General features: G+C 64.1%; 15 protein-coding genes. 5 read left to right on the top strand and 10 right to left on the bottom strand.

Translation table 11 applies throughout. The annotated features are described in order from the left end of the window. Window positions 1-13: 13 nt before the first annotated feature. Genes GM676_RS02930 through GM676_RS02920 form a run of 3 tightly spaced genes read right to left on the bottom strand, consistent with a single transcriptional unit; the run spans window position 14 to window position 4190 of the window. Window positions 14-1870, bottom strand: coding sequence for a feruloyl-CoA synthase (locus GM676_RS02930; RefSeq protein ID WP_155461865.1), 1857 nt, complete (start codon window positions 1868-1870; stop codon window positions 14-16). Window positions 1871-1880: 10 nt separating this feature from the next. Next, window positions 1881-3326 (bottom strand): aldehyde dehydrogenase, encoded by a 1446-nt coding sequence (locus GM676_RS02925; RefSeq protein WP_155461864.1) that lies wholly within the window; start codon window positions 3324-3326, stop codon window positions 1881-1883. Between the two features lie 30 nt (window positions 3327-3356). Then, complete coding sequence (locus GM676_RS02920; RefSeq protein WP_155461863.1) at window positions 3357-4190, bottom strand: p-hydroxycinnamoyl CoA hydratase/lyase; 834 nt, start codon at window positions 4188-4190, stop codon at window positions 3357-3359. Window positions 4191-4285: 95 nt separating this feature from the next. Here GM676_RS02920 and GM676_RS02915 point away from each other — a divergent pair, with 95 nt between their 5' ends. After that, a complete protein-coding gene (locus tag GM676_RS02915; protein WP_155461862.1) occupies window positions 4286-4735 on the top strand; it encodes a MarR family winged helix-turn-helix transcriptional regulator in 450 nt (149 codons plus the stop codon). Here GM676_RS02915 and GM676_RS02910 read toward each other — a convergent pair. Beyond that, window positions 4732-5277 carry a thioesterase family protein gene (locus GM676_RS02910; protein WP_155461861.1) on the bottom strand — a complete coding sequence of 182 codons (546 nt, stop codon included), beginning with the start codon at window positions 5275-5277 and terminating at the stop codon, window positions 4732-4734. The two genes, GM676_RS02915 and GM676_RS02910, sit on opposite strands and share 4 nt — an antisense overlap. Before the next feature lie 96 nt (window positions 5278-5373). On the opposite strand from GM676_RS02910, the gene GM676_RS02905 reads away from it, so the two are divergent. Further along, complete coding sequence (locus GM676_RS02905; protein WP_155461860.1) at window positions 5374-6333, top strand: GlxA family transcriptional regulator; 960 nt, start codon at window positions 5374-5376, stop codon at window positions 6331-6333. An 8-nt stretch (window positions 6334-6341) separates the two neighbouring features. Here GM676_RS02905 and bcaP read toward each other — a convergent pair whose 3' ends face one another. Both bcaP and GM676_RS02895 read right to left on the bottom strand, forming a co-directional pair. Next, window positions 6342-7733, bottom strand: coding sequence for a branched-chain amino acid transporter BcaP (gene bcaP, locus GM676_RS02900; RefSeq protein ID WP_308936667.1), 1392 nt, complete (start codon window positions 7731-7733; stop codon window positions 6342-6344). Window positions 7734-7927: 194 nt separating this feature from the next. Then, window positions 7928-9076, bottom strand: coding sequence for a sugar diacid recognition domain-containing protein (locus GM676_RS02895; RefSeq protein ID WP_155461859.1), 1149 nt, complete (start codon window positions 9074-9076; stop codon window positions 7928-7930). Between the two features lie 130 nt (window positions 9077-9206). Here GM676_RS02895 and GM676_RS02890 point away from each other — a divergent pair, with 130 nt between their 5' ends. The 3 genes from GM676_RS02890 (at window position 9207) to GM676_RS02880 (ending at window position 14112) form a co-directional block, all read left to right on the top strand. Next, window positions 9207-10490 (top strand): MFS transporter, encoded by a 1284-nt coding sequence (locus tag GM676_RS02890; protein ID WP_155461858.1) that lies wholly within the window; start codon window positions 9207-9209, stop codon window positions 10488-10490. A 9-nt stretch (window positions 10491-10499) separates the two neighbouring features. Then, on the top strand, window positions 10500-11645 hold the full coding sequence (locus tag GM676_RS02885) for a glycerate kinase (protein ID WP_155461857.1): 1146 nt from the start codon (window positions 10500-10502) through the stop codon (window positions 11643-11645). Window positions 11646-11712: 67 nt separating this feature from the next. Beyond that, window positions 11713-14112, top strand: coding sequence for a hybrid sensor histidine kinase/response regulator (locus tag GM676_RS02880; RefSeq protein ID WP_371866078.1), 2400 nt, complete (start codon window positions 11713-11715; stop codon window positions 14110-14112). Here the strand turns inward: GM676_RS02880 and GM676_RS02875 are convergent. The 4 genes from GM676_RS02875 to GM676_RS02860 form a co-directional block, all read right to left on the bottom strand. After that, window positions 14101-16122 carry a beta-galactosidase gene (locus tag GM676_RS02875; RefSeq protein ID WP_155461855.1) on the bottom strand — a complete coding sequence of 674 codons (2022 nt, stop codon included), beginning with the start codon at window positions 16120-16122 and terminating at the stop codon, window positions 14101-14103. The genes GM676_RS02880 and GM676_RS02875 overlap by 12 nt on opposite strands. 123 nt (window positions 16123-16245) lie before the next feature. Then, window positions 16246-17382 carry a helix-turn-helix domain-containing protein gene (locus tag GM676_RS02870; RefSeq protein WP_371866077.1) on the bottom strand — a complete coding sequence of 379 codons (1137 nt, stop codon included), beginning with the start codon at window positions 17380-17382 and terminating at the stop codon, window positions 16246-16248. Window positions 17383-17465: 83 nt separating this feature from the next. Next, window positions 17466-18380, bottom strand: a complete 915-nt coding sequence (locus tag GM676_RS02865; RefSeq protein WP_155461853.1) for a diguanylate cyclase domain-containing protein — start codon at window positions 18378-18380, stop codon at window positions 17466-17468. Then, window positions 18380-21454 carry a hybrid sensor histidine kinase/response regulator gene (locus tag GM676_RS02860; RefSeq protein WP_155461852.1) on the bottom strand — a complete coding sequence of 1025 codons (3075 nt, stop codon included), beginning with the start codon at window positions 21452-21454 and terminating at the stop codon, window positions 18380-18382. Before GM676_RS02860 ends, GM676_RS02865 begins: the two co-directional genes overlap by 1 nt. Between the last annotated feature and the right edge of the window lie 4 nt (window positions 21455-21458).

The raw sequence follows: 21458 nt of genomic DNA, 5'->3' as shown, positions 1-21458 counted from the left end.
CTGTGGTTTTTATTTATGCAGCGATGATTACGTTGGGATCTGTACCTTCATAAAGCGATGCCACGATCGCCGCGCGCCGCGTGAGCACCGCCGCCTGGTTGATGGAACCCTTGTCGGTCATCTCGCGATGATCGATCGATGGCGGTTCCGCTTGCAGCAGCAGGCGGTCGATGCGCATCGAGGAACCGCTGGCATCCGCGTTGAGACGGTTCAGCAGCGACTGGAAGCGTTCGCGCACCGGTGCGCTGGCCAGTACTTGTTCCACGCTGGCGCCATCACCGAGTCCGGACAAGGTCTGGCAGTGCTCCAGGCGCGGGAACACCAGCAGGCCGATGGCGTTGCGGTCGATGCCGGTCACCACCACGTCCAGCACATGCGGTGCGGCCGCGCTGATCACGCGCGCGCGCAGCGGGCCGACGCTGACGAAGGTGCCGGTACTGAGCTTGAAATCCTCGGCGATGCGGCCGTCGAACATGAAGCCCAGTTCACGGTGATCGGGATCGACAAAGCGCAGCGCGTCGCCGGTGCAGTAGTAGCCGTCTTCATCGAAGGCGGCGGCGGTCAGGTCCGGCGCGCGCCAGTAGCCCGGCGTCACGTGCGGCCCGTGGAAGCGTGCTTCCAGCTTGTCGCCCGACGGCACCAGCTTGACCTTGCAGCCCGGCGCCGGCACGCCGACGTAGCCGGCCTTGATGATGCTGCCGGTGCCGAAGGTGCAGGATGGCGAGGTCTCGGTCATGCCCAGGCCCGTGATGATGCGGATCGATTCGCCCGATTCGGCGATGCCGGCTGCGTCGAGCCGGTCCCACGCCGCCTGCGACAGGCCGGCGCCGGCGCACAGGAACAGCTTCACGCGCGAAAAGAAGGTGGCGCTCAGCTGCTTGTCGGTGGCCATGGCGTCGGTCAGCATTTCAAATCCCTTGGGGATGTTGAAGTACATGGTCGGCGCGATTTCGGCCAGGTTGCGCAGCGTGGCGCCAAAATCGCGCGGCGTCGGCTTGCCGTCGTCGATGTACAGCGTGCCGCCGTTATACAGCACGATGCCGACGTTATGGCTGCCGCCGAAGGTGTGATTCCATGGCAGCCAGTCGACCAGCACCGGCGGCTCCTCGCCCATGAAGGGGAAGGTCTGCAACAGCATCTGCTGGTTGCTGCTCAACATGCCGTGCGTGGTGATGACAGCCTTCGGCTTCTTGGTCGAGCCGGAGGTGAACAGGAACTTGGCGATGGTCTGCGCGTTGACCTTGTCATGCGCCGCTTCCACGCTGGTCGGCTCGACGTCCAGCAGCGCGCTGAAAGGCGTGGCGCGCTGGCCAGCCACTTCGCCATGCGCCAGGATCAGTTCCGCATCGGACGGCATGACGGCGCTGATGGCGCGGGCGAAGGCATTGCCGTCGGAAGCGTACAGCGCGCCGGGCGTCAGTTGCGAGACCAATTCGGCCAGCTTGCCGTAGTCTGTGGCCACCAGCGAATAGGACGGCGACACCGGGGCATAGGGAATGCCCGCATACATCGCGCCCAGCGCCAGCTGGAAATGCTCAAGATCGTTACCGGACAGGATGAGCAGCGGGCGCTCGGCCGACAAGCCGCGATCGAGCAGCGACTGGCCGATGCGGCGCGCGCGCTCCAGCACTTCGGCGTACGACAGGCGTATCCATTCGCCGTCCGCGCCGCGGCGCGCCACCAGCGTGCGTTCCGGGTGCGCGATGGCGCCCGATTCCAGCCGGTCGGTAAAGCGGGGCGGGAAATCGCCTAGCGGCGTGACGGCGTCCACATGCCACAAGCCGTCGGCCTGATAGGCAGCGATCTCCGGGTTGCCCAGCTTGACCGGGCGGCGCCTGACTTCGGGCGCCGCAGTCCTTGCTTGGTTCATGCGCGGCTCCTTAGATCGGGTAGTGGCGTGGCGTGGTCTGGATGGTGATCCAGCGCAGGTCGGTGAACTCCGCGATCGCCGCCTTGCCGCCGAAACGTCCCTGGCCGCTGTGCTTCACGCCGCCGAACGGCATCTGCGCTTCGTCGTGCACGGTCGGACCGTTGATGTGGCAGATGCCCGATTCGATGCGCTTGGCCACCGCCATGGCGCGGCCGATATCGCGGCTGAACACCGCCGACGACAAGCCGTATTCGCTGTCGTTGGCGAGGCGGATCGCCTCTTCCTCGGTGTCGAAGCGCAGGATGGAGACGATAGGACCGAAGGACTCTTCCTGATACACCTTCATCTCGGCGGTGACGTTGTCGACGATGGCCGGCTGCATGATATTGCCTTGCACCTCGGACGAGGCTTGCAGCACGCGCGCGCCGCGCTGCCTGGCATCGGCCAGCATGGCGTTGACGCGTTGCGCGGCCGAGGAGTCGATCATGCCGGTCAGCGGTGCATCGGCGTGTGCGGCTTTCAGGCTGCGGGTCTTGGCTTCAAACTTGTCGAGGAAGGCGTCGGCGACTTTGTTGTCGACGATGATGCGGTCGGCCGACATGCAGATCTGGCCCTGGTTGAAGAAGGCGCTGAAGGCGGCGGCTTCCACTGCCTCGTCCAGATCGGCGTCTTCCAGCACGAGGAGCGGATTCTTGCCGCCCAGTTCCAGCAGCACCGGTTTCAGGTGCGTGGCGCAATGCTGGGCGATGATGCGGCCGACGTTGGTGGAGCCGGTGAAGTTGACGCGGCGGACAGCCGGCGCGGCGATCAGGCGTTCCACCACCTTGGGCGCATCCTGCGGCGCGTTGGTGATGACGTTGACCACGCCCGGCGGGAAGCCCGCGTCTTCAAACGCGGTGCCGATCAGGCGGTGCAGGGCAGGACACAGTTCCGACGCCTTCAGGATCACGGTATTGCCGCAGGCAAGCGGCATGGCGACGGCGCGGGTGCCGAGGATGACCGGCGCATTCCATGGCGCGATGCCCACCACCACGCCGCAAGCCTGGCGCACGCCCATGGCCAGCGAGCCCGGTACGTCGGACGGTATGACTTCGCCGCTGATCTGGGTGGTCATGGCCGCCGCTTCGCGCAGCATGTTGGCCGCCAGCGTGACATTGAACTGATACCACATCGGCGCGCCGCCGGCTTCTGCGACGCCGCGTTCGACGAATTCGGCGCGGCGCGCCTCCATCGCATCGGCGGCTTTCACCAGTAAGGCGCGGCGAGCGCCCGGCAGCATGGCGGACCACGCGGGGAAGGCCGCCTGCGCGGCTTGCACCGCGCGATCGACGTCCTCCAGCGAGGCGGCGGCGGCGCGGGTGGCCACTTCCCCGGTGGCGGGGTTGCGGCGCTCGAACACGGCGCCGTTATGGGCGGCGGCAGTGGCGCCGCCTATCAGCAGATCGGTATTGAACATGGCTGTCTCATCGTGTTTTTATTGTAGGGTTTAACCGCGTTTGTAGGTTTGCAGACCTGGCTTGATGGTCTTATCGTCCAGGAACTGTTTGAGGCCCTGGGCGCGGCCCTTTTCAGGATCGCGGTAGTTGGACTGGTCGACCTTGGCGTACAGGTAGTCTTCGTTCTGCTCCCAGGTCAGTTCACGGCAGCGTTTGAAACCGTTCTTGGCGATGCGCAGTACAGTTGGCGACTTGGCCAGCAGCTTGTCGGCCACTTCCAGTACAGCGTCGCGCAACTGTGCGCGCGGCACGCTCTTGTTGACCAGGCCCATGGCGGCGGCTTCCTGGCCGTTGAAGGTGTCGCCGGTCATGATGTAGTGCAGCGCCTGGCGGTGGCCCATGGTGTCGGCAACAGCCTTGCTGACCAGGTTACCCGGCGGGATGCCCCAGTTGATTTCGGACAGGCCGAACACCGCTTCATCGGCGGCGATGGCCAAGTCGCAGGCCACCAGCGGCGAGAACGCGCCGCCGAAGCACCAGCCATTGACCATGGCGATGGTCGGCTTGGAGTACATGCGCAGCAGCTTCCACTGCCATTGCGAGCAATCGCGGCGCAGGCGTTCCTGGAAAATCTCAGGCTTGCCGTCGTTCTCGCGGAAGTATTCTTTCAAATCCATGCCGGCGGTCCAGCTGTCGCCGGCGCCGGTCAGTACGATCACTTGCGCTTCGTCGTCCAGCTCCAGCGTTTCCAGCACGTCGATCATTTCGCGGTTGAGCGTCGGGCTCATGGCGTTGCGTTTTTCAGGGCGGTTGAGGGTGATCCAGCCGATGCTGTTTTCAATCTCGACCTTCACGGTTTCCCATCGGCCAGCGTATTTGGACATACAATATCTCCTGTGTGTGTGTAAGTTTGTTATCAGGCTGCCTGATATGTACCTTATACTATACCCACCTTTTACGTTTTTCAAGATGAATTTTTATGGTTAAAGCAAATTCCGATTCCAAGCCCGTGGGACTGGCCTATCTGGTGGGGCGGCTGGACCACATTTTGAACAAGCGCCTGCGCGATTGCGTGGCGCCGGCCGGGCTGACGGTGCCGCAATACACGGCCCTGTCGGTGTTCCGCGCGCACGGTTCGCTGTCGAACGCGCAGCTGGCGGTGCGCATCATGACCACGCCGCAGTCGGCCAATGAGATGGTGAAATCAATGGAGGGCAAGGGCTGGATCGAGCGCACGCCCGATCCGTCGCATGGACGCATCATCCAGATCACGCTGACCGAGGAGGGGCACGCGATCCTGGCGCAGTGCGATTCAAGGGTGCGTGAAGTGGAGATGCAGATGTTCCCCGGCACCACCGAGGAACAGCGCGCGCTGCTGCACGCGCAGTTGAAGGGCGCGGTGCGCGCCCTCAGTCTGGAGGGGATTTAAGCCAGCGCTTCTTCTTCGCGCAGTTGCACGCTCATGCCGTCGCAGCTGGCGGACCAGCGCGTCAGCCATTCCGGCAGCGCCGGCGATTGTTCCGGCATGCCGAGATCGCGCACGATATCGGCCGGCGGCACCAGGCCTTTCCCTGAACGGAATACGCCGCGCATCACCACCACGCCGGCGGCGCGGCCGTCCTTGACGAAGCGATGTTCGAGGAAGCTCCACTTGTCGTCCCAGCCCAGCATGCGGGTATGGATTTCAAACGTCTCGAACACCTTCAGCTCGCGCCGGAACTTGCCCCAGGCGTCGCCGACGATAGGCACGGCCTTGTGCCGTAGCGCGGTGCGGAAGGCGCCGGTTTTCAACACGTAGTCCATGCGGCCGATGTCGGCCAGCGTGAAGTAGCGGCCATTGGTGACGTGGCGGTTCAGGTCAAGGTCCAGCGGCCACACGCGCATGCGCACCACGGTGGTGGAAAAGGGATCGGCGCGCTGACGCCACGGGCGTTTCAGCAGCATCCAGAACAGTCGGAACCAGAGATTCATAGTGTACAGGTGAGTAGAGGATGGTCACCACTATAGGTGAGCGGAATCTGGTAAGGTAGGTGCGGAAATGACTTATTTCATGCGAAATCTGCCAATATGCACCTGACTTTGCTCTTTGCCGACCAGTGTTCGGCCGCCAGTGCCACCACCGCGCTGGAACTGCTCACCGCCGCCAATCTGTTTGCCGGCGAGCCGGTATTCGACGTCGTCACCGCTTCGCTGGACGGCAAGCCGGTGCGCACCCTGCGCGGCCAGACCTTGCAGCCGGAAGCGGCGCTGGCCGACATCACCCACACCGATCTGGTGCTGATTCCCGGCTTCCTGTTCACCCTGCGCGAAGCCTTGCCGGGCTTTGGCCGTTACAGCGCATGGCTGCGACAGCGGCACGCGCAGGGCGCGGTGCTGGCCACCATGTGCACCGCCACCTTCCTGCTGGCCGAAACCGGCCTGCTCGCGGGCACGCGCGCCACCACGCACTGGGCCTTCGCGGATCTGTTTCGCAAGCGCTATCCCGATGTGCGCATGGATGAACGTGAAACCCTGTGCGAAGACAATCGCCTCATCACCAGTGGCGGCGCCACCGCCGCCATGGACTTGCTGCTGCATCTGATCCGGCGCCACGGCTCGCTGGAGCTGGCGCAGAAATGCAGCCGCTACCTGTTGATCGATAACGCCCGCAGCGAACAATCGGTGTATGTGATGTGGTCCATGCCCAAGAGCCATGGCGATGCCGACATCCTGCGCGTGCAGAACTGGCTGGAGGAGCACTACGACCAGCCGCTATCGATCGACGAGCTGGCGCCGCGCTTCGGCTTCGGCGTGCGCAATTTCATGCGCCGCTTCAAGGAGGCCACTGGCTACACGCCGCTGTCCTACCTGCAAACGCTGCGCATCGAAAAAGCCAAGCACCTGCTGGAAGGCACGCGCATGAGCCTCGACAGCATTACCTTCAAAGTGGGATATGAGGACAGTAATTCGTTCCGCCGGCTGTTCCAGCAGCGGGTGGGACTGCTGCCTGCGGCGTACCGGAAAAAATTCCAGCCGCAGACAGCGTAGGGAGGGGCTTACTTGTTCAGCAGCGAGTGCTTGCGGGCGTAGCCGAAGTAGATCACCAGGCCGATCGCCAGCCAGATCATGAAGGCCACCCAGGTGAACCAGCTCAGGTAAGCCATCAGGGTGACGCAGAAGATCACCGCCAGCGCAGGCACCACCGGCACGCCAGGGCAGCGGAAGGCGCGCTTCAGGTCCGGACGGGTCTTGCGCAGGATGATGATGGCGATCGACACCAGGCTGAAGGCGGCCAGCGTGCCGATGTTCACCAGCTCATTCAGCACGTTCAGCGGCACCAGGGCGGCCAGCACGCCAAACACGATGCCGACCAGCCAGGTGCAGAAGAACGGGGTCTGGAAGCGCGGATGCACTTTCGACAGTTTGGCCGGCAGCAGGCCGTCGCGCGACATGGCGTAGATGATGCGGGTCTGGCCGAAGGCCATCACCAGGATCACGGTGGTCATGCCGAGGATGGCGCCCAGGTCGACGAAGCCGGCGAACCAGTTTTCACCGGCCTTTTGCAGCGCCAGCGTCACAGGGTGGTCGATGCCGAGGAATTCCTTGAATGGCACGATGCCGGTCATGATGCCCGAAACGATCACGTACAGCACGGTGCACACGGCCAGCGAGCCGATGATGCCGATTGGCAGATCGCGCTCCGGACGTTTCACTTCTTCCGCCGCCGAGGTCACGGCGTCGAAGCCGATGAAGGCGAAGAACACCAGCGCGGCGGCGCTCAGCGTGCCCTGCATACCGAACGGCATGAATGGCTGCCAGTTGGCCGGCGTCACGTGACGCGCGCCCACCAGGATAAACAGCAGCACCACGCTGATCTTGATGACCACCATGATGTTGTTCATGCGCGCCGATTCGCGCACGCCGATGCTCAGCATCGCGGTCAGCAGCATCATGATGCACAGCGCCGGCAGGTTGATGAAGGTGGTCACGCCCGGAATGGCGCCCGGCGCCGCGGTCAGCGCGACCGGCAGCTTCCAGCCGAAGCCGGACAACAGCGACTGGAAATAACCCGACCAGCCGACCGACACCGCCGAAGTGGCGAGGCCATATTCCAGCAGCAGGTCCCAGCCGATCATCCACGCGGCCAGTTCGCCCAGCGTGGCATAGGAATAGGTGTAAATGGAGCCGGCCACCGGAACGGTGGAGGCAAATTCAGCATAGCACAGCGCCGCGAAGCCGCAGGCGATGGCCGCGATCACGAAGGACAAGGTCAGCGCGGGACCGGCCGTGACAGCGCCCGTACCGGTCAACACGAAGATGCCGGTACCGACGATGGCGCCGATACCCATCAGGATCAGGTCAAAAGGACCGAGCACTTTCGCCAGGCCGCCCGGTTTTTGGGCAGTGGCGATCATGTCATCCAGATTCTTGGTTCTAAAGATGCTCAAAATGGCTCCAGTTTTATTGTGGTTATCGTGATTCCCGGCCTATGCCTTGTGAGCGTCGAAGGCCGGGCGACCGCAAATAATACAATATCGTGGAGCTGAAGTTGCCGATTAATCAGTGAAAAACACCCGCTATCGCCGGACGATGTTTCGTTTTAGTGACGGAATGTCCGTCAGGCATGACGATTGGTTTTGTATCACCGGCTGGTATCGGTGTTTTCGATAGTGAGCAGCGAGGAGAGGTACAGCAGGAAGCGGTCTTCCAGCCGGCCCATGTCCAGGCCAGTGATCTCGCCGATGCGGCGCAGGCGGTAATCCAGCGTATTGCGGTGGATGTGCAGGGCTTCTGCGGTGGCGGCGGGATGGCCGTCGTGGGTGAACCAGGTGTCCAGCGTGCGTCGCAGGAGTTCCCTGTTCTTGCCCAGTTTTGCGATGGGCGCGCGCAACTGCGCCGCCTGCCAGCCGGTGTTCAGGCCCGAGAGCAGTACAGGCAGGGCGTGGTCGTAGTAACTGTACAGCTGCTGGCCCTGACGCCCGGAAGTCCGGTCGTGGCCAGCGCGGGCGCGGGCGATGCGGGCGGCGGCTTGGGCGCTGCGGTAGGACGTTGCCACGCCGCCGGCGCCTTGCAGGGCGATGCCCATGGTGAGCGTGTGCGGCTGTGGGCAGATGGCGCGCAGGTCGGCGGCCAGTGCATGCAGCTGCCGGTCATGGCCGGGGCCGGGCGGATCGTAGAACTCCAGGATCGCCAGTTCCTGCGGGCCCGAGGCCGCCGTCAAGGCCGAGGGCAGGCGCGCTTGCAGGCGCAGTTGCAGTGCGTGCAGGTCGGCGCCATCCTCCAGTTCCAGCAGCGAGACCACGTGCATGCGCTCGAACTGCACGCCGAGGCGGTGTGCCCACGCCGCCAGATCGGCGGTGTTGGTCTGGTCGCCGTTGATCAGGTTCAGCACAAAGGCTTCGCGGTAGCGCGAATCGCGTTGCAGTTCGCCGGCCAGTTGTGCCTGTTCGAGGATCATTTCGGCCGTGAGCCGTACCAGTTCGCCGAACTGTCGCACTTCGTCCGGCGCGCCGCTCAGGCCTACCGCACCGCACAATTGGCCGTGTACCGTCAGCGGCAGGTTGATGCCCGGCTGGGCGCCATGCAGATTGCGGGCGCTGGCCTGGTCGATTTCAATGGTCAGTTTCTTGGCCAGAGCCAGCAGGGCGCCCGCATGCAGTTCACCGATGCGGGCCGGATTGCCGCTGGCGATGATGCTGCCGTTGGCGTCCATGACGTTGACGTTATAGGGAATGATGCGCATGGTCCGCGTAACGATGTCCTGCGCCAGTTCCGTGCTTAAAATATTCATGCTCGGTATTTTAGGGCATTTGCACAAGAATTGAAGGGGCACCGCTGTGAGATTCGGGCATCCGGCCAATGCTTTTTTGTGATCGATTCCAGATAATCGCCGTACCACTAAAAAAACATTGGAGACTCGTATGATCCTTGAAGGCGCATTCAAGAAAGCCAGCTGGCACCTCATTCCCTTCATCTTTGTCTGCTACCTGTTCAACTATCTGGACCGCGTGAACGTCGGTTTCGCCAAGCTGGAGATGCTGGACGCACTCAAATTGAGCAATACCGTGTACGGCCTCGGCGCCGGCATTTTCTTCATCGGCTATGTGTTGAGCGGCGTGCCAAGTAACCTGATCCTGCACAAAATCGGCGCGCGCCGCTGGATCTCGGTGATGATGATCGCGTGGGGCGGCCTGTCTGCCTGCATGCTGTTCGTGACCACGCCGACGTCCTTCTACGTGCTGCGCTTCTTCACCGGTGTGGCCGAAGCGGGCTTTTTCCCGGGCATGGTGCTGTACTTTACGCACTGGTTCCCGACCCGGAAACGCGGCCAGGTGATGGCGCTGTTCATGTCGGCGATTCCCATCTCGGGCCTGATCGGCGGCCCGCTGTCCGGCTGGATGCTGTCGCACTTCTCGGCCGGCCAGGGCGGCATGGCCGGCTGGCAGTGGCTGTTCCTGCTGCAAGGCTTGCCGACCGTGCTGCTGGGCGTGGGCGTCTACTTCTACCTGAACGACGGCATCGCCCAGGCCAAGTGGCTGAGCGCCGAAGAAAAAGCCGCCATGCAGGCCGCGCTGGCCGCCGACGAGCAGCAGCGCGCCGCCGCCAGCACCGTCGGCCAGTCCTTCGGCGCGGTGCTGCGCAATGGCAGCGTGTGGATGCTGGGCGTGATCTATTTCTGCATCCAGATGGGCGTGTACGCGATTAACTTCTGGCTGCCGTCGATTATCAAGTCGCTGGGCTTCGGGAACGCGGTCACGGTGGGCTGGCTGAGTGCCGTGCCTTATCTGTTGGCCGCCGTGTTCATGGTGTGGGCCGGCCGTTCCGCCGACAAGCACCGCGAGCGCCGCTTCCACGTCTCGCTGCCGATGGTCATGGGCCTGGTCGGCCTGCTGATGGCGGCCAACTTCTCCAGCAACGCGCTGGTCGTGATGATCGGCTTGAGCATGGCGACCATGGGTGCGCTGGCGGCGCTGGCGCAATTCTGGTCCCTGCCGGCGGCCTTCCTGGGCAGCGCCGCGGCGGCGGGCGGGCTGGCGCTGATTAACTCGCTGGGCCAGATCGCCGGTTTCGTCAGCCCCTTCCTGGTCGGCTGGATCAAGGATGCGACGCAAAGCACCGACATGGCGCTGTATATTTTGTCCAGTGTGCTGCTGCTTGGTGCGATACTGGTGCTGCGCATCCCCGCCAAACTGGTCAATCGTTAAGAGCATCCGATGAAAATAGTCATAGCGCCCGATTCGTTCAAAGAGAGCCTGACGGCGATGGCCGTCGCCAACGAGATCGAAGCCGGCTTCCGCGAGATTTTCCCCGACGCCGAATACCGCAAACTGCCGGTGGCGGACGGCGGCGAAGGCACGGTGCAAGCCATGATCGACGCCAGCGGCGGCCAGCTGCTGGCCTTGCAGGTCACCGGCCCGCTGGGCGAACCGGTATCGGCGTTTTACGGCTTGATGGGCGACGGCCAGACGGCGGTGATTGAAATGGCCGCCGCCAGCGGGCTGGAACTGGTGGCGCCATCGCAGCGCAATCCCCTGCGCACCACCAGCTACGGCACCGGCCAGCTGATACGCAATGCGCTCGACGCCGGTGCGCGCCGCTTCGTGCTGGGCGTGGGCGGCAGCGCCACCAATGATGGCGGCGCCGGCATGCTGCAAGCGCTGGGCGGCCGGCTGCTGGACGCGAACGGCGCCGAGCTGCCTGCGGGCGGCGGTGCGCTGAACCGATTGGACCGCATCGACCTGTCCGGCCTTGATGCGCGCATCGGAGACTGCGCGTTCGACGTCGCCTGCGATGTCAGCAACCCGCTGGTCGGCCCGCAAGGCGCCTCGGCCATCTTCGGCCCGCAGAAAGGCGCGACGCCGGACATGGTGGCGCAACTGGACGACAATCTGCGCCACTACGCCGCCGTCATCGCGCGCGACGTCGGGCAGGATGTGGCTGACGTGCCGGGCGCCGGCGCCGGCGGCGGCATCGGCGCCGCCATGATGGTCTTCCTCGGCGGCCGCCTGCGGCCGGGCAGCGAAATTGTCACCGCCGCCGTCGGCCTGGATGCGGCCATCGCCGATGCGGACCTGGTCATCACCGGCGAAGGCCGTATCGACGGCCAGACCATCCATGGCAAGACGCCGGTCGGCGTGGCGCGCGTGGCACAGCGCCACGGCAAGCCGGTGATCGCCATCGGCGGTTCGCTGGGCACGGGCGCCGAGGCGGTGCACGGGCATGGCATCGCCGCGGTGTTCGGCTCGGTCAGCCGTCCATGCACGGTGGAGCAGGCGCTGGCTGCCGCCGCCGGCAATGTACGCGCCGCCGCCCGTAACATCGCCGCCACGCTACGATTGGGAACCGGACTGCGCATGTGATAGAGTTGTCTCCCATGTAAGTGTGGGAAGGACTCTCATGGCGCGAGGCAGGCTGCCCTCGATTAAGGTGCAAATTTATAGTCTGGTATGGGCTTGCGCTTTGCCGGCCATCGTGGGCTTTGCGCTGCTCACCGCGCACTTCATCGACCGTGAGCGCGATCAGATCAAACGCGATACGCTGATCACGGCGCGCGCGCTGATACAGGCTGTCGACCGGGATCTCAACACCGGCATCACGCTGGCGTTGGCCTTGTCCCATTCTCCCAATCTGGACAGGGGCGACCTGGCTGCCTTCCATGAAGAGGCCAGGCAGGCCTTGCGTCCTGAATTCCCCGGTTTTAATTTCGTTCTCAGCGACCGCGATTCGGTGCAACTGCTGAATACCGTGTACCCCTACGGCACGCCGCTGCCCGATCCGGCCAGCGCGGCGCGCATCCGCAAGGTGTTCGATACCGGCAAGGTGGTGATTTCCGACGTGTTCATCGGCGGCGCCCTGAAACGGCCGCTGGTGGCCATCCATGTGCCGGTGCTGCGCGACGGTAAAGCCATCTACTGCATCTCGACCGCCTTCGTGCCCGAGCGGCTGGGGCAAGTACTGAAGGAGCAGCGCCTGCCGCCAGACCGCGTGATCGCCGTCTTCGATTCGCAGGGAGTGATCGTGGCGCGTTCGCTCGATCCGGAAAACTCGGTGGGCAAGAAGGGCGCGCCGTCGCTGCTGGCGCAGATGCCCGCCAGTATGGAAGCCGCCGTGGAGGCGACGACGCTGGAAGGCTTGCCGGTGTATTCCATGTACAGCCGTTCGCCGATGAGCGGCTGGGCGGTGGTGATTGGGGTGCCGCGCAGCGTGGTGTGGTCCGAAATGCTGGCCTCCGTCAAGTGGATAGGCCTGGGCGTGCTGCTACTGCTGCTGGCCGGCTTTTTCGCCGCCTGGATGTATGCCCGCAATATCAGCCGCTCGCTGGAGCAGGCCAATCTGGCCAAGGATGCTTTTGTCGCCAATATGAGCCACGAGTTGCGCACGCCGATGAACGCGGTGCTGGGGATGGCGCACCTGCTGGGCACCACCCAGCTGTCGCGGGAACAGAGCCGCTATCTGGAGATGATACGGGCTTCGGGCCAGTCGCTGCTCGGCATCCTGAATGACATACTGGACTTCTCCAAGATGCAGGCCGGGAAGGTGGAGCCGCATCCGGTGCGCTTCAAGCTCGATGAGGTGATGCACGCGGTGGCCACCATCATGAGCATGAGCGCCGGCGAAAAAGAGCTGGAACTGTGCATGGCGGTGGAGCCGGACGTGCCGCGCGTGCTGGTCGGCGATGCGCTGCGTTTGCAGCAGGTGCTGGTCAACCTGGCCGGCAACGCCATCAAGTTCACGGAGAAGGGCGAAGTCTCGGTGCTGGTGCAAAGGATGACGCGGTCGCCGCTGACGCTGCGCTTCTGCGTGCGCGACACCGGCATCGGCATGAACCAGGAACAGCTGGCGCGCCTGTTCTCGCCCTTCACGCAGGGTGACCTGTCGTTCACGCGGCGTTTTGGCGGCACCGGACTGGGGCTGACCATCACCAAGAACCTGATCGAGCTGCTGGGCGGGACCATTCAGGTGGACAGTGAGCCGGGCAAGGGCAGCGAATTCCGCTTCACGCTGGGGTTCACTGAGTCCACCGAGGCCGAGCCGGTGCGCACCCTCAACAAACTGCATGTGCTGGTGGTGGACGACAACCGCACCAGTCGCACCTTCATCAGCAAGACCATCGTATCGTGGGGCTGGAGCAGCGACCGCGTGGCGTCAGGCGAGGAAGCGCTGGCGCGGCTGCGCTCCGAAACACACTATGACGTGGTACTGGTCGACAGCCTGATGCCGGACATGGACGGCATGGCCACCATGCGCGCCATCCGCGAAATGGGGCCGGTACCGGTGATTTGCCTGGTCAACGCCTATGCGCGCGGGAAGCTGATGCAGGAAATGGCGGAATCCAGCGCGGCCGCCTTCCTCACCAAGCCGGTTACCGCATCCAGCCTGTTCGACGCCGTGCAAACCGCATTGGCGCCGGCAGCGCCGGATGGTGGCGATGCCGAGGCGCCACCGTTGCCGTCGCTGGATGGCGCGCGCATCCTGCTGGTGGAGGACAATCCAATCAACCAGAACGTCGCACGCGGCATACTGGAACAGGCGGGCGCCGTGGTCACAGTGGCGGACAATGGCCAGCTGGCGCTGGACGAATTGCGCGCCGGCGCCTTCGAGCTGGTGCTGATGGACGTGCAAATGCCGGTGATGGACGGCTTCACCGCGACCCGCAAGATCCGCGAGGAGCTGCATCTGACCCTGCCGGTGATCGCCATGACGGCCGGCGTGATGGAGTCCGAGCGCGAACAGTGCACCAACGCCGGCATGGACGACTTCATCGCCAAGCCGATCGACGTGGAGCAGATGTTCGCCACGCTGGCGCGCTACTTGTCAAGGCTGTAGCAACTCCACACCGTAAGGTTCGAGCGACACCGTCTTGCCGGCCTGCGTGACCTGTTGCGGCTTGGTGGTGGTATTGACGTACAGTGTGCGGCCCTGCACCTCGCGCGCATACACCCCTTCCGGCGTGACCGGTCCCGGCGCGATCCCGAGTTGCTGGTACAGGCTGCGGTAGAGCGCTTGCATGACCGGCCGCTGCGGCGCGGTCGCCACGTAGATGGCCTGGCCGCGTCCATAGTGGTTGAGCGTGATGGCCGGCGGCGCGCCGTCGGCATTAGTCAGGCGCGCCAGCACGCTGGCGCTGGCCGGCTCCAGCACTTCGTAGAAGGTGGTGGCGGTGACCAGTTTCTGGCCGTTGAACTCCACCTCCAGCGGGGTGGCGGCGTTATAGAAGGCGCTGGTACGCAGGCCGAAGACGTCGCTCAGGCTGCCGGGCAGGGCGGTGTTGAACCACTGGCCATGCTCATCGATCTTGGCCGAAAATGCCGTCATCACCACGGTGCCGCCGTCCTCGACATAGCGCCGCAGCGCGGCCGAGCTGCGCTGGTCCATCATCAGGCCGGCGGGAACCACCACCAGCTTGTAGCGCCGCAGGTCTTCGTGGCCGATATTGATGACGGCGGTATCGATATTGTCGTTGAGTACCGGCGCGAAGGCGTTGTGCAACTGATCCATATACGGCACGGAGAAGTAGTTGCGCATGGTGTTGGATGGACCGGGCGGCGTGGATGCGTTGCGGCTGTCGAACGAATAGGCGAAGGCGATCTTTGGCGCCGTGTAGCGCGGGAAGCCCATGCCTTGCAGGCGCTGGAATTCTTTGGCGATGGTGCCGAACTCGTCGAGCCGCCAGGATGGGCGGTCGTCATGGTCCAGCAAACCCATCAGCATCTGCTCCTCGCCGCCCAGATGGGAATTGAAGGTCCACGCCATCACGGCCTGCGATCCCAGCAGCAGGCCCAGGTGGGCCCACATGCGCGAGCGCCCCTTGGTGCCGTAATAGCCGGCCCCGCCTGCGGTAAATTCATTGAACCAGATCGGCGTCTCCATGCCGCCCTTCATCATCAGGGCTTCGAAGCTGGCGCCCACGGCGTCGCCCGGATAAAAGCCCATGGCGCCGTAGTGGGCGTACTGGCGATAACTGGACAGGTAGTCGAAACCCTTGCGCTGCGCGCTATCCCACAGGTTGGAGATGGCCGGCTTGTCGGGCGCATAGCGGGCGCGCACCTGTTCCAGGTCCTTCAGCACGGCGATGGTGTTGTCGGACCAGAAGCGGCGCAGGTCGAGATTGCGTTCGGCCGGGCCGGGACCGTCGGCATAGGGCAGCTCGACCTCCTCCCAATTGCCTACGCGGCGCGACCAGCGCTGGGTGGCCCAGGCGCGGTTGAGGGCGTCGAGCGTGCCGTACTTCCGCTTGAGCCAGGCGATGAAGCGGCCACGGTCGGCCCGCGAGTAGGACATGAAGGTGTTGCCGATTTCATTGTCGAAACCGATGGCGAACACCGCCGGGTGTCTGGCGTAGCGCTTGAGCAGGTGCTCGGCCAGGCGCACCGCCAGGCGCCGGTAGTCGGGATCGCTGATGTCCAGCATATAGCGCTCGGCCGGCTGCACCACGGCCCCCTGGGCGTTCACCAGATTGACTCCCGGATATTTACGATGCAGCCAGAGCGGCGCCGGCGTGCCCGGAATATCCAGGATCACCTTGATGCCATTCTCGCGCATCTGGTCGAGGATGCGGTCAAACGCCGCAAACGCGAATTTGCCGTCCTCCGGCTCAAAATAATCCCAGGACAGGTCGCCCATCCGCACCACGTTGAAACCGGCCTGCTTCATCAGGGCGATATCGGTGCGGATCTGTTCCGGCGTGCGGTCGACCGGCTGGTAGCAGGTGCCGACGTACAGCTGGCCGGGACCGGGCCAGCTTTGTTGGATCGGCGCGGCATCGGTGGCGGACCCAAGGGCACCGCCGCCCGTCAGCAAGGCCAGGGCGCAAACCATGGCGGCTGGGATCTTCATGTATTGACTCCTTTATATGTATTTTAAAGGTGTCAGCTTATGTTCCGGCCCTGCCTGAGACGTAGCGCCAGCGTGGCAATTCCTATCAAAATCCCGAAATTGCCATGATTTTGCCCGGAAATGCTAGCCGGCCTCGGCGGATTGCAGCGCCAGACTACGGAAGGCCTTGGGCGTGCAGCCGTATTCATCCTTGAACAGCTTGTTGAAGTAGGAGACGTTGGCGTAGCCGACCGAATACGCGATCTCGGCCACGGTGGCAGTGTTGCTGTCGGCCAGCAGGCGGGCCGCCTCGGTCAGGCGTAACTTGTTGAGGTAGGCGCTGAAGGTCATGCCCAGCTCCGCCTTCAGCACTTCGTTGACTTTTTTACGGTTGACGGCGGTTTCCGCGACCACGGTTTCAAGATCCAGCTCGGCGTTGGCATAGTTGCTGGCGATGAAGCGCAAGACGGCGGCCTTTTCCTTGTCGCGGTAAGGCTCAAGGGTCAGCTGCCGATAGGCCATCAGCGGCAAATCCTGCTTGAGCTGGGTATTCAGGCTGGCCAGCAATGCGCGCGCATGGGCAAAGAAAAACCAGACGCCAAAAGCCACGCCGCCGACCACCAGGAACACCACCAGCCCGGCGATATAGCGATAATCCCGGCCATTCAGTGAGAGCTCCGAGATTTCCACATAGGAATCAACGTTGCGCGGACTCTGGGAGCTGGTGCCAAAGCCGATCTTGGCCACACGCTCCAGCTTGTACATCTGGTGGGAGATATCCTGTTTCAGCATATCGAACCACCATTGCGGAATGTTCATGTGTGCCAGGTTCAGCTTGTTGCGCACACCTTGCTCATTACAGGCGAAAAAGGTCTGCGGGGACGGGTAGGTCAGCAGCTCGCCACGCCGCGAGAATTGCTCGTCGAAGGTGGGGATGACCATCGTCAGCGCATTGGCGGGGCTGCATTTTGCCACCAGTTCCACCGCGCTGTAGCGGGACAGGTCGATCAGCGCGGGCGCGCCGTTGCGGTCGATGAAGTGCAGGTCGGCTGAGGCGTATTCACCTTCGCCAGCTCCCAGGCTCGCGAGTCTGAAGTCGAAACGCAGTCTGTCGTTCCCGAGATCCACCCGGGCCTGGCGATTGCGGCCCTCCGACGCCAGCGGCAGGCGCCAGGGGAAGGGCGCAGCGTTTGCCGGCAGCAGGGAGGTACGAAGGTAGCTTTGATCAATGCAGACAGCTGTAACCAGCGCGTCCACAAGCAATAACAGCAGCAGGGCCACCAGGGCCCGTTTGTAAAACTTTTGCATAGTCCGGATCGGTAATTGTTTTCCTCAAACGCCTGACCGGATCATAACAGCATCGCTTACGCCACCGGGCGCCACTGCACGCGGTTGCGGCCTGATTTCTTGGCTTGATAGAGCAGGGTGTCGGCGGCGGTGAACAGTTCGGCGGCGGTTTCGGCGGCCGCGCTGTTGAGGGTGGCGCCACCGGCGCTAACTGTCAGCACCGGCGCTACGCCGGATGCTTCGTGCGGAATCTGCAACTCCGCGATCGCCGCGCAGATGGCGCCGACCACCTGCTGCGCCTGTGCCGCTTCGGTGTCTGGCAACAGCAGCACCATCTCCTCGCCGCCATAGCGGGCCGCCAGGTCGGCCGGGCGGCGCAGGCCGGATGCCGCCGTGCGCGCCACCGCCCGCAGCGCGCGGTCGCCAGCCGGGTGACCGTAGAAATCGTTGTACTGCTTGAAGGCGTCGATATCCAGCAGCGCCAGCGACAGCGGCCGGCCGCTGCGGCGGCTGCGCTGCCATTCTGCCTCGTACACCTCATCGAAGCGGCGGCGGTTGGCCAGCTCGGTCAGGCCATCGACGTGGGCCAGGTGCTCCAGCATGCGGCGCTGGCGTACCATCTGCAAGTGCATGGCCACGCGCGCCATCACCACGGTTTCGTTGAACGGCTTGGAAATGTAATCGGCCGCGCCCATCTTCAGGCCATTGGCCTCGTCCTCCGGCCGTCCCAGGCCGGAAATGAAAATCACCGTGATGTGCGCGGTTTGCGCGTCCGCGCGCAGGCGGCGCAGCACTTCGTAGCCGTCCATGTCCGGCATCACCACGTCCAGCAGGATCAGGTCCGGCAGGTGGCGCGCGGCGCGCTCCAACGCCTGTTCGCCATTTTTTGCCAGCAGCACGGTGTGTTCGGGCTTGAGCAGTTCCGCCAGCACTTGCCGGTTGACGATGTCGTCATCGGCCACCAATACTTTTTGGGTTCCCGCAAAATTCATCAGCTTACTTCCAGTTCGTTGTGCAGCGCCCGCGACAAGGCGCCCAGCGGCGCCAGCGCGCGCTGATATTCGATCTCGCCGACGGCCTGCTGGATCGCCGCCAGTTGCTCCGCATGGCGTAAGACCACCGGCAGCGCGCTCAGTTCCGCCAGCACGTCTTCGGCGCGCGCATCGTCGGTGCGCAGATAGGCTTCCAGCCGGGTGATCAGCAATGTCGCATCGCTGTCGCGATAGCGTGGCGGCGCCGCCGTTTCACCCAACTGCGCCAAACCGCCGACCACCAGATCGAGGCCATCGGCCAGCTCGCTGGCCAGCATGGCGATACGGTCGATGCGGTCATTGCGCATGGCCTGTTCCAGCGCCTGCGCCTGCGCGGCCAGATGCAGCGCGCCGATGTAGGCGGCGGTCGATTTCAGATTGTGGGTAAGACTGTACAGCACCTCATGGTGACCGCTGGCGATGGCCTCGCGCACCGTTTGCGCGGCCGGCTGGTACTCTTGCAGGAAGCCTCGGATGCGCTTGTCCAGCCGCCAGCGCTGGCGGTCCACGCTATCCAGCGCTTGTTGCCAGTCCACGCCCGGTACCGATGGCAGCGGCGCGCTGGCGCCGGCGTATTCGGCCGGAGGCGGCGCCATTTGCAGGGCGGCGCTGGACTGGGCACGGCGCGCGGCCAGGCGCGATGGCGGTATCCATTTGATCAGGGTGCGGAACAGATGTTCCGGCACGATAGGCTTGGTAATGTGATCGTTCATGCCGGCCGCCAGGCTCTTGTCGCGGTCTCCAGCCATGGCGTAGGCGGTCATGGCGACGATCGGCAGGTGTTTGCAGCGCTCGATGGCGCGGATGCGGCGGGTGGCGGTCAGGCCGTCCATCTCGCGCATCTGCACGTCCATCAGCACCAGGTCGTAATCGGTATGCTCGACCATGCGCAGCGCTTCGGCGCCATGTTCGGCGACGTCGATCTGCATGCGGGCTGCGGACAGGAAGTCCAGCGCCACTTCGCGGTTGTTGGCGTTGTCCTCGACCAGCAGGATGCGCGCGCCATCCAGCGCCGACAGATCGCGCAGCGCCAGGCCGGCGTTGTCCGAGCGGCGCAGTTCGCGCGCCGGCTGCTGGTGCTGGGGATGCAGCGGCCAGTCGACCGCCGCCGACTGCTGGCCGGCGATGCCGAGGCGGACGATGAAGCTGAAGCGGCTGCCGATGCCGGAGGTGCTCATCACCTGGATGTCGCCGCCCATCAGCTCCACCAACTGGCGCGAGATGCTCAGGCCAAGACCGGTGCCGCCGTATTTGCGGGTGGTGGTGGCGCCGGCCTGGTGGAACGACTGGAACAGGCCTTCCACCTGCGAAGGACGCATGCCGATGCCGGTGTCGCTGACCGAGAAGCGCAGCGCCACGATGTCCGCCGTCTTGTCCATCAATTCCACCGCGACGATGATTTCGCCGCGCTCCGTGAACTTGACCGCGTTGCTGGTCAGGTTGATCAGCACCTGGCTCAGTCGCAGCGGGTCGCCGACCAGGCGTGGCGGCACGTTGCTGTCCACGCGCATCTTGAATTCCACCCGCGCCGCGTCGGACTTGATGACGGTCAGGCTGGCCAGATGGTTCAGCATCTCCTGCAATTCAAACGGCACGGACTCCAGTCCCAGCTTGCCGGCTTCGATCTTGGAGAAGTCGAGGATATCGTTGATCACGCCCAGCAGATGCTCGCCGGCGGCGAGGATCTTGCCCAGATAGTTTTGCAGCTTGGGATTCGGCTCGGTCATCAGGGCCAGGCGGCTCATGCCGATGATGGCGTTCATCGGCGTGCGGATCTCATGGCTCATGTGGGCCAGGAATTCGGACTTGGTCCGGGTGGCTTCTTCCGCCCGCAACATGGCGCTCTGCATGGCCTTGGTGCGCAGGCCGAGGATGCGGGTGAAGATCAGCATGTCGAACATATTCCCGAACTGGAGCGCGTGCATGGTCCAGAAATTGGCGTCCACTTTACCGCTGATAACCTGGCTCAGTATCGCCGACGAAGCAAAGCTCACGCCCCAGCCAAGCAGGAAATAAATACCGACCGCGTCACCACGGCGCGCGCGGAAGTAGGCGCCCGGCAGGCCTAGCAGCATCGGCATCACGCCCAGCGTGCTGACCACCACCACCAGCGTTTCCACACTCATGATGTCGGTGACGTAGGCCAGTGCGCTGATCACGCACAGCGCCGCGCCGGTTTGCATCAGACGGCTGAAGATGCGGTCCTTGCCCGGCCGCGCCAGCGCCTCTTCCACGAACAGGTAGGCGCCGCAGGAGGCCAGCAGCGCGAAGATGCCGCCCGCGTGGATGCTCATCCAGGTATTGTTGGTCCACAGGTACTGGTTGCCAAGGCCGAAGAACTCGACCGAAAACAGGGTGGTGCCGAATACCAGCAGCGCGAACTTGCCGTACAGCGGCTCACGCAAGGTGCTCCACTGCGCCACGCTGTACAACAGCAGGCACAGACTCAGTCCGGTCAGCACGCCTTGCAGCATCTGCTCATTGAGCGCCGCGCCGTGGAAGTTGACCGGGCGCGCAAGGCTGATCGGCAAGATCATGGCGCCGACATTCTGCACCCGCAGCAGCAGGACATGCTCGGCGCCGGGCGCCAGATGCAGCAGCGCGGCCGGCACGCGGCCGCGTGCCACGCCATGGGCGTCCGGCTGCAAATTGCCGATCACCTGATGCTGGACGATCTTGCCGCTGGTGGTCACATAGACGTCGACGCGGTTGAGCACCGCATAGTCGATATTCAGTATCCAGTCGCCGTCGCTGTCGGCTGGCACCGAGACCGGAATGCGCAGCCACACCACATCCTTGTGCACGCCCAGCGTGGCGTAGGCGGAGTTGGGGACGGCGTAGTGTTCAACGGCGGCCAGCGCGGCTTCCGGCGCCAGCTTGCCTTCCGGGTCGCTCATGATGCGCACCACCGGCCACGCTTCGGCGTAGTCGCGCTGCGCGTCCAGCATCAGCGGTCCGGAACCCGCCCAGGCCGCGCATGGCGTCAGCGCCAGCGCGAAGATCAGCAACAAGTAGCGGGTCAGGTGGCGCAGCATGGGA

Source organism: Duganella radicis (assembly GCF_009720825.1).
GTDB classification, from domain to species: Bacteria; Pseudomonadota; Gammaproteobacteria; order Burkholderiales; family Burkholderiaceae_D; genus Rugamonas; species Rugamonas radicis.
The sequence above is the reverse complement of the archived record's forward strand: the minus strand, read 5'-3'. Positions and strand labels throughout refer to the sequence as shown.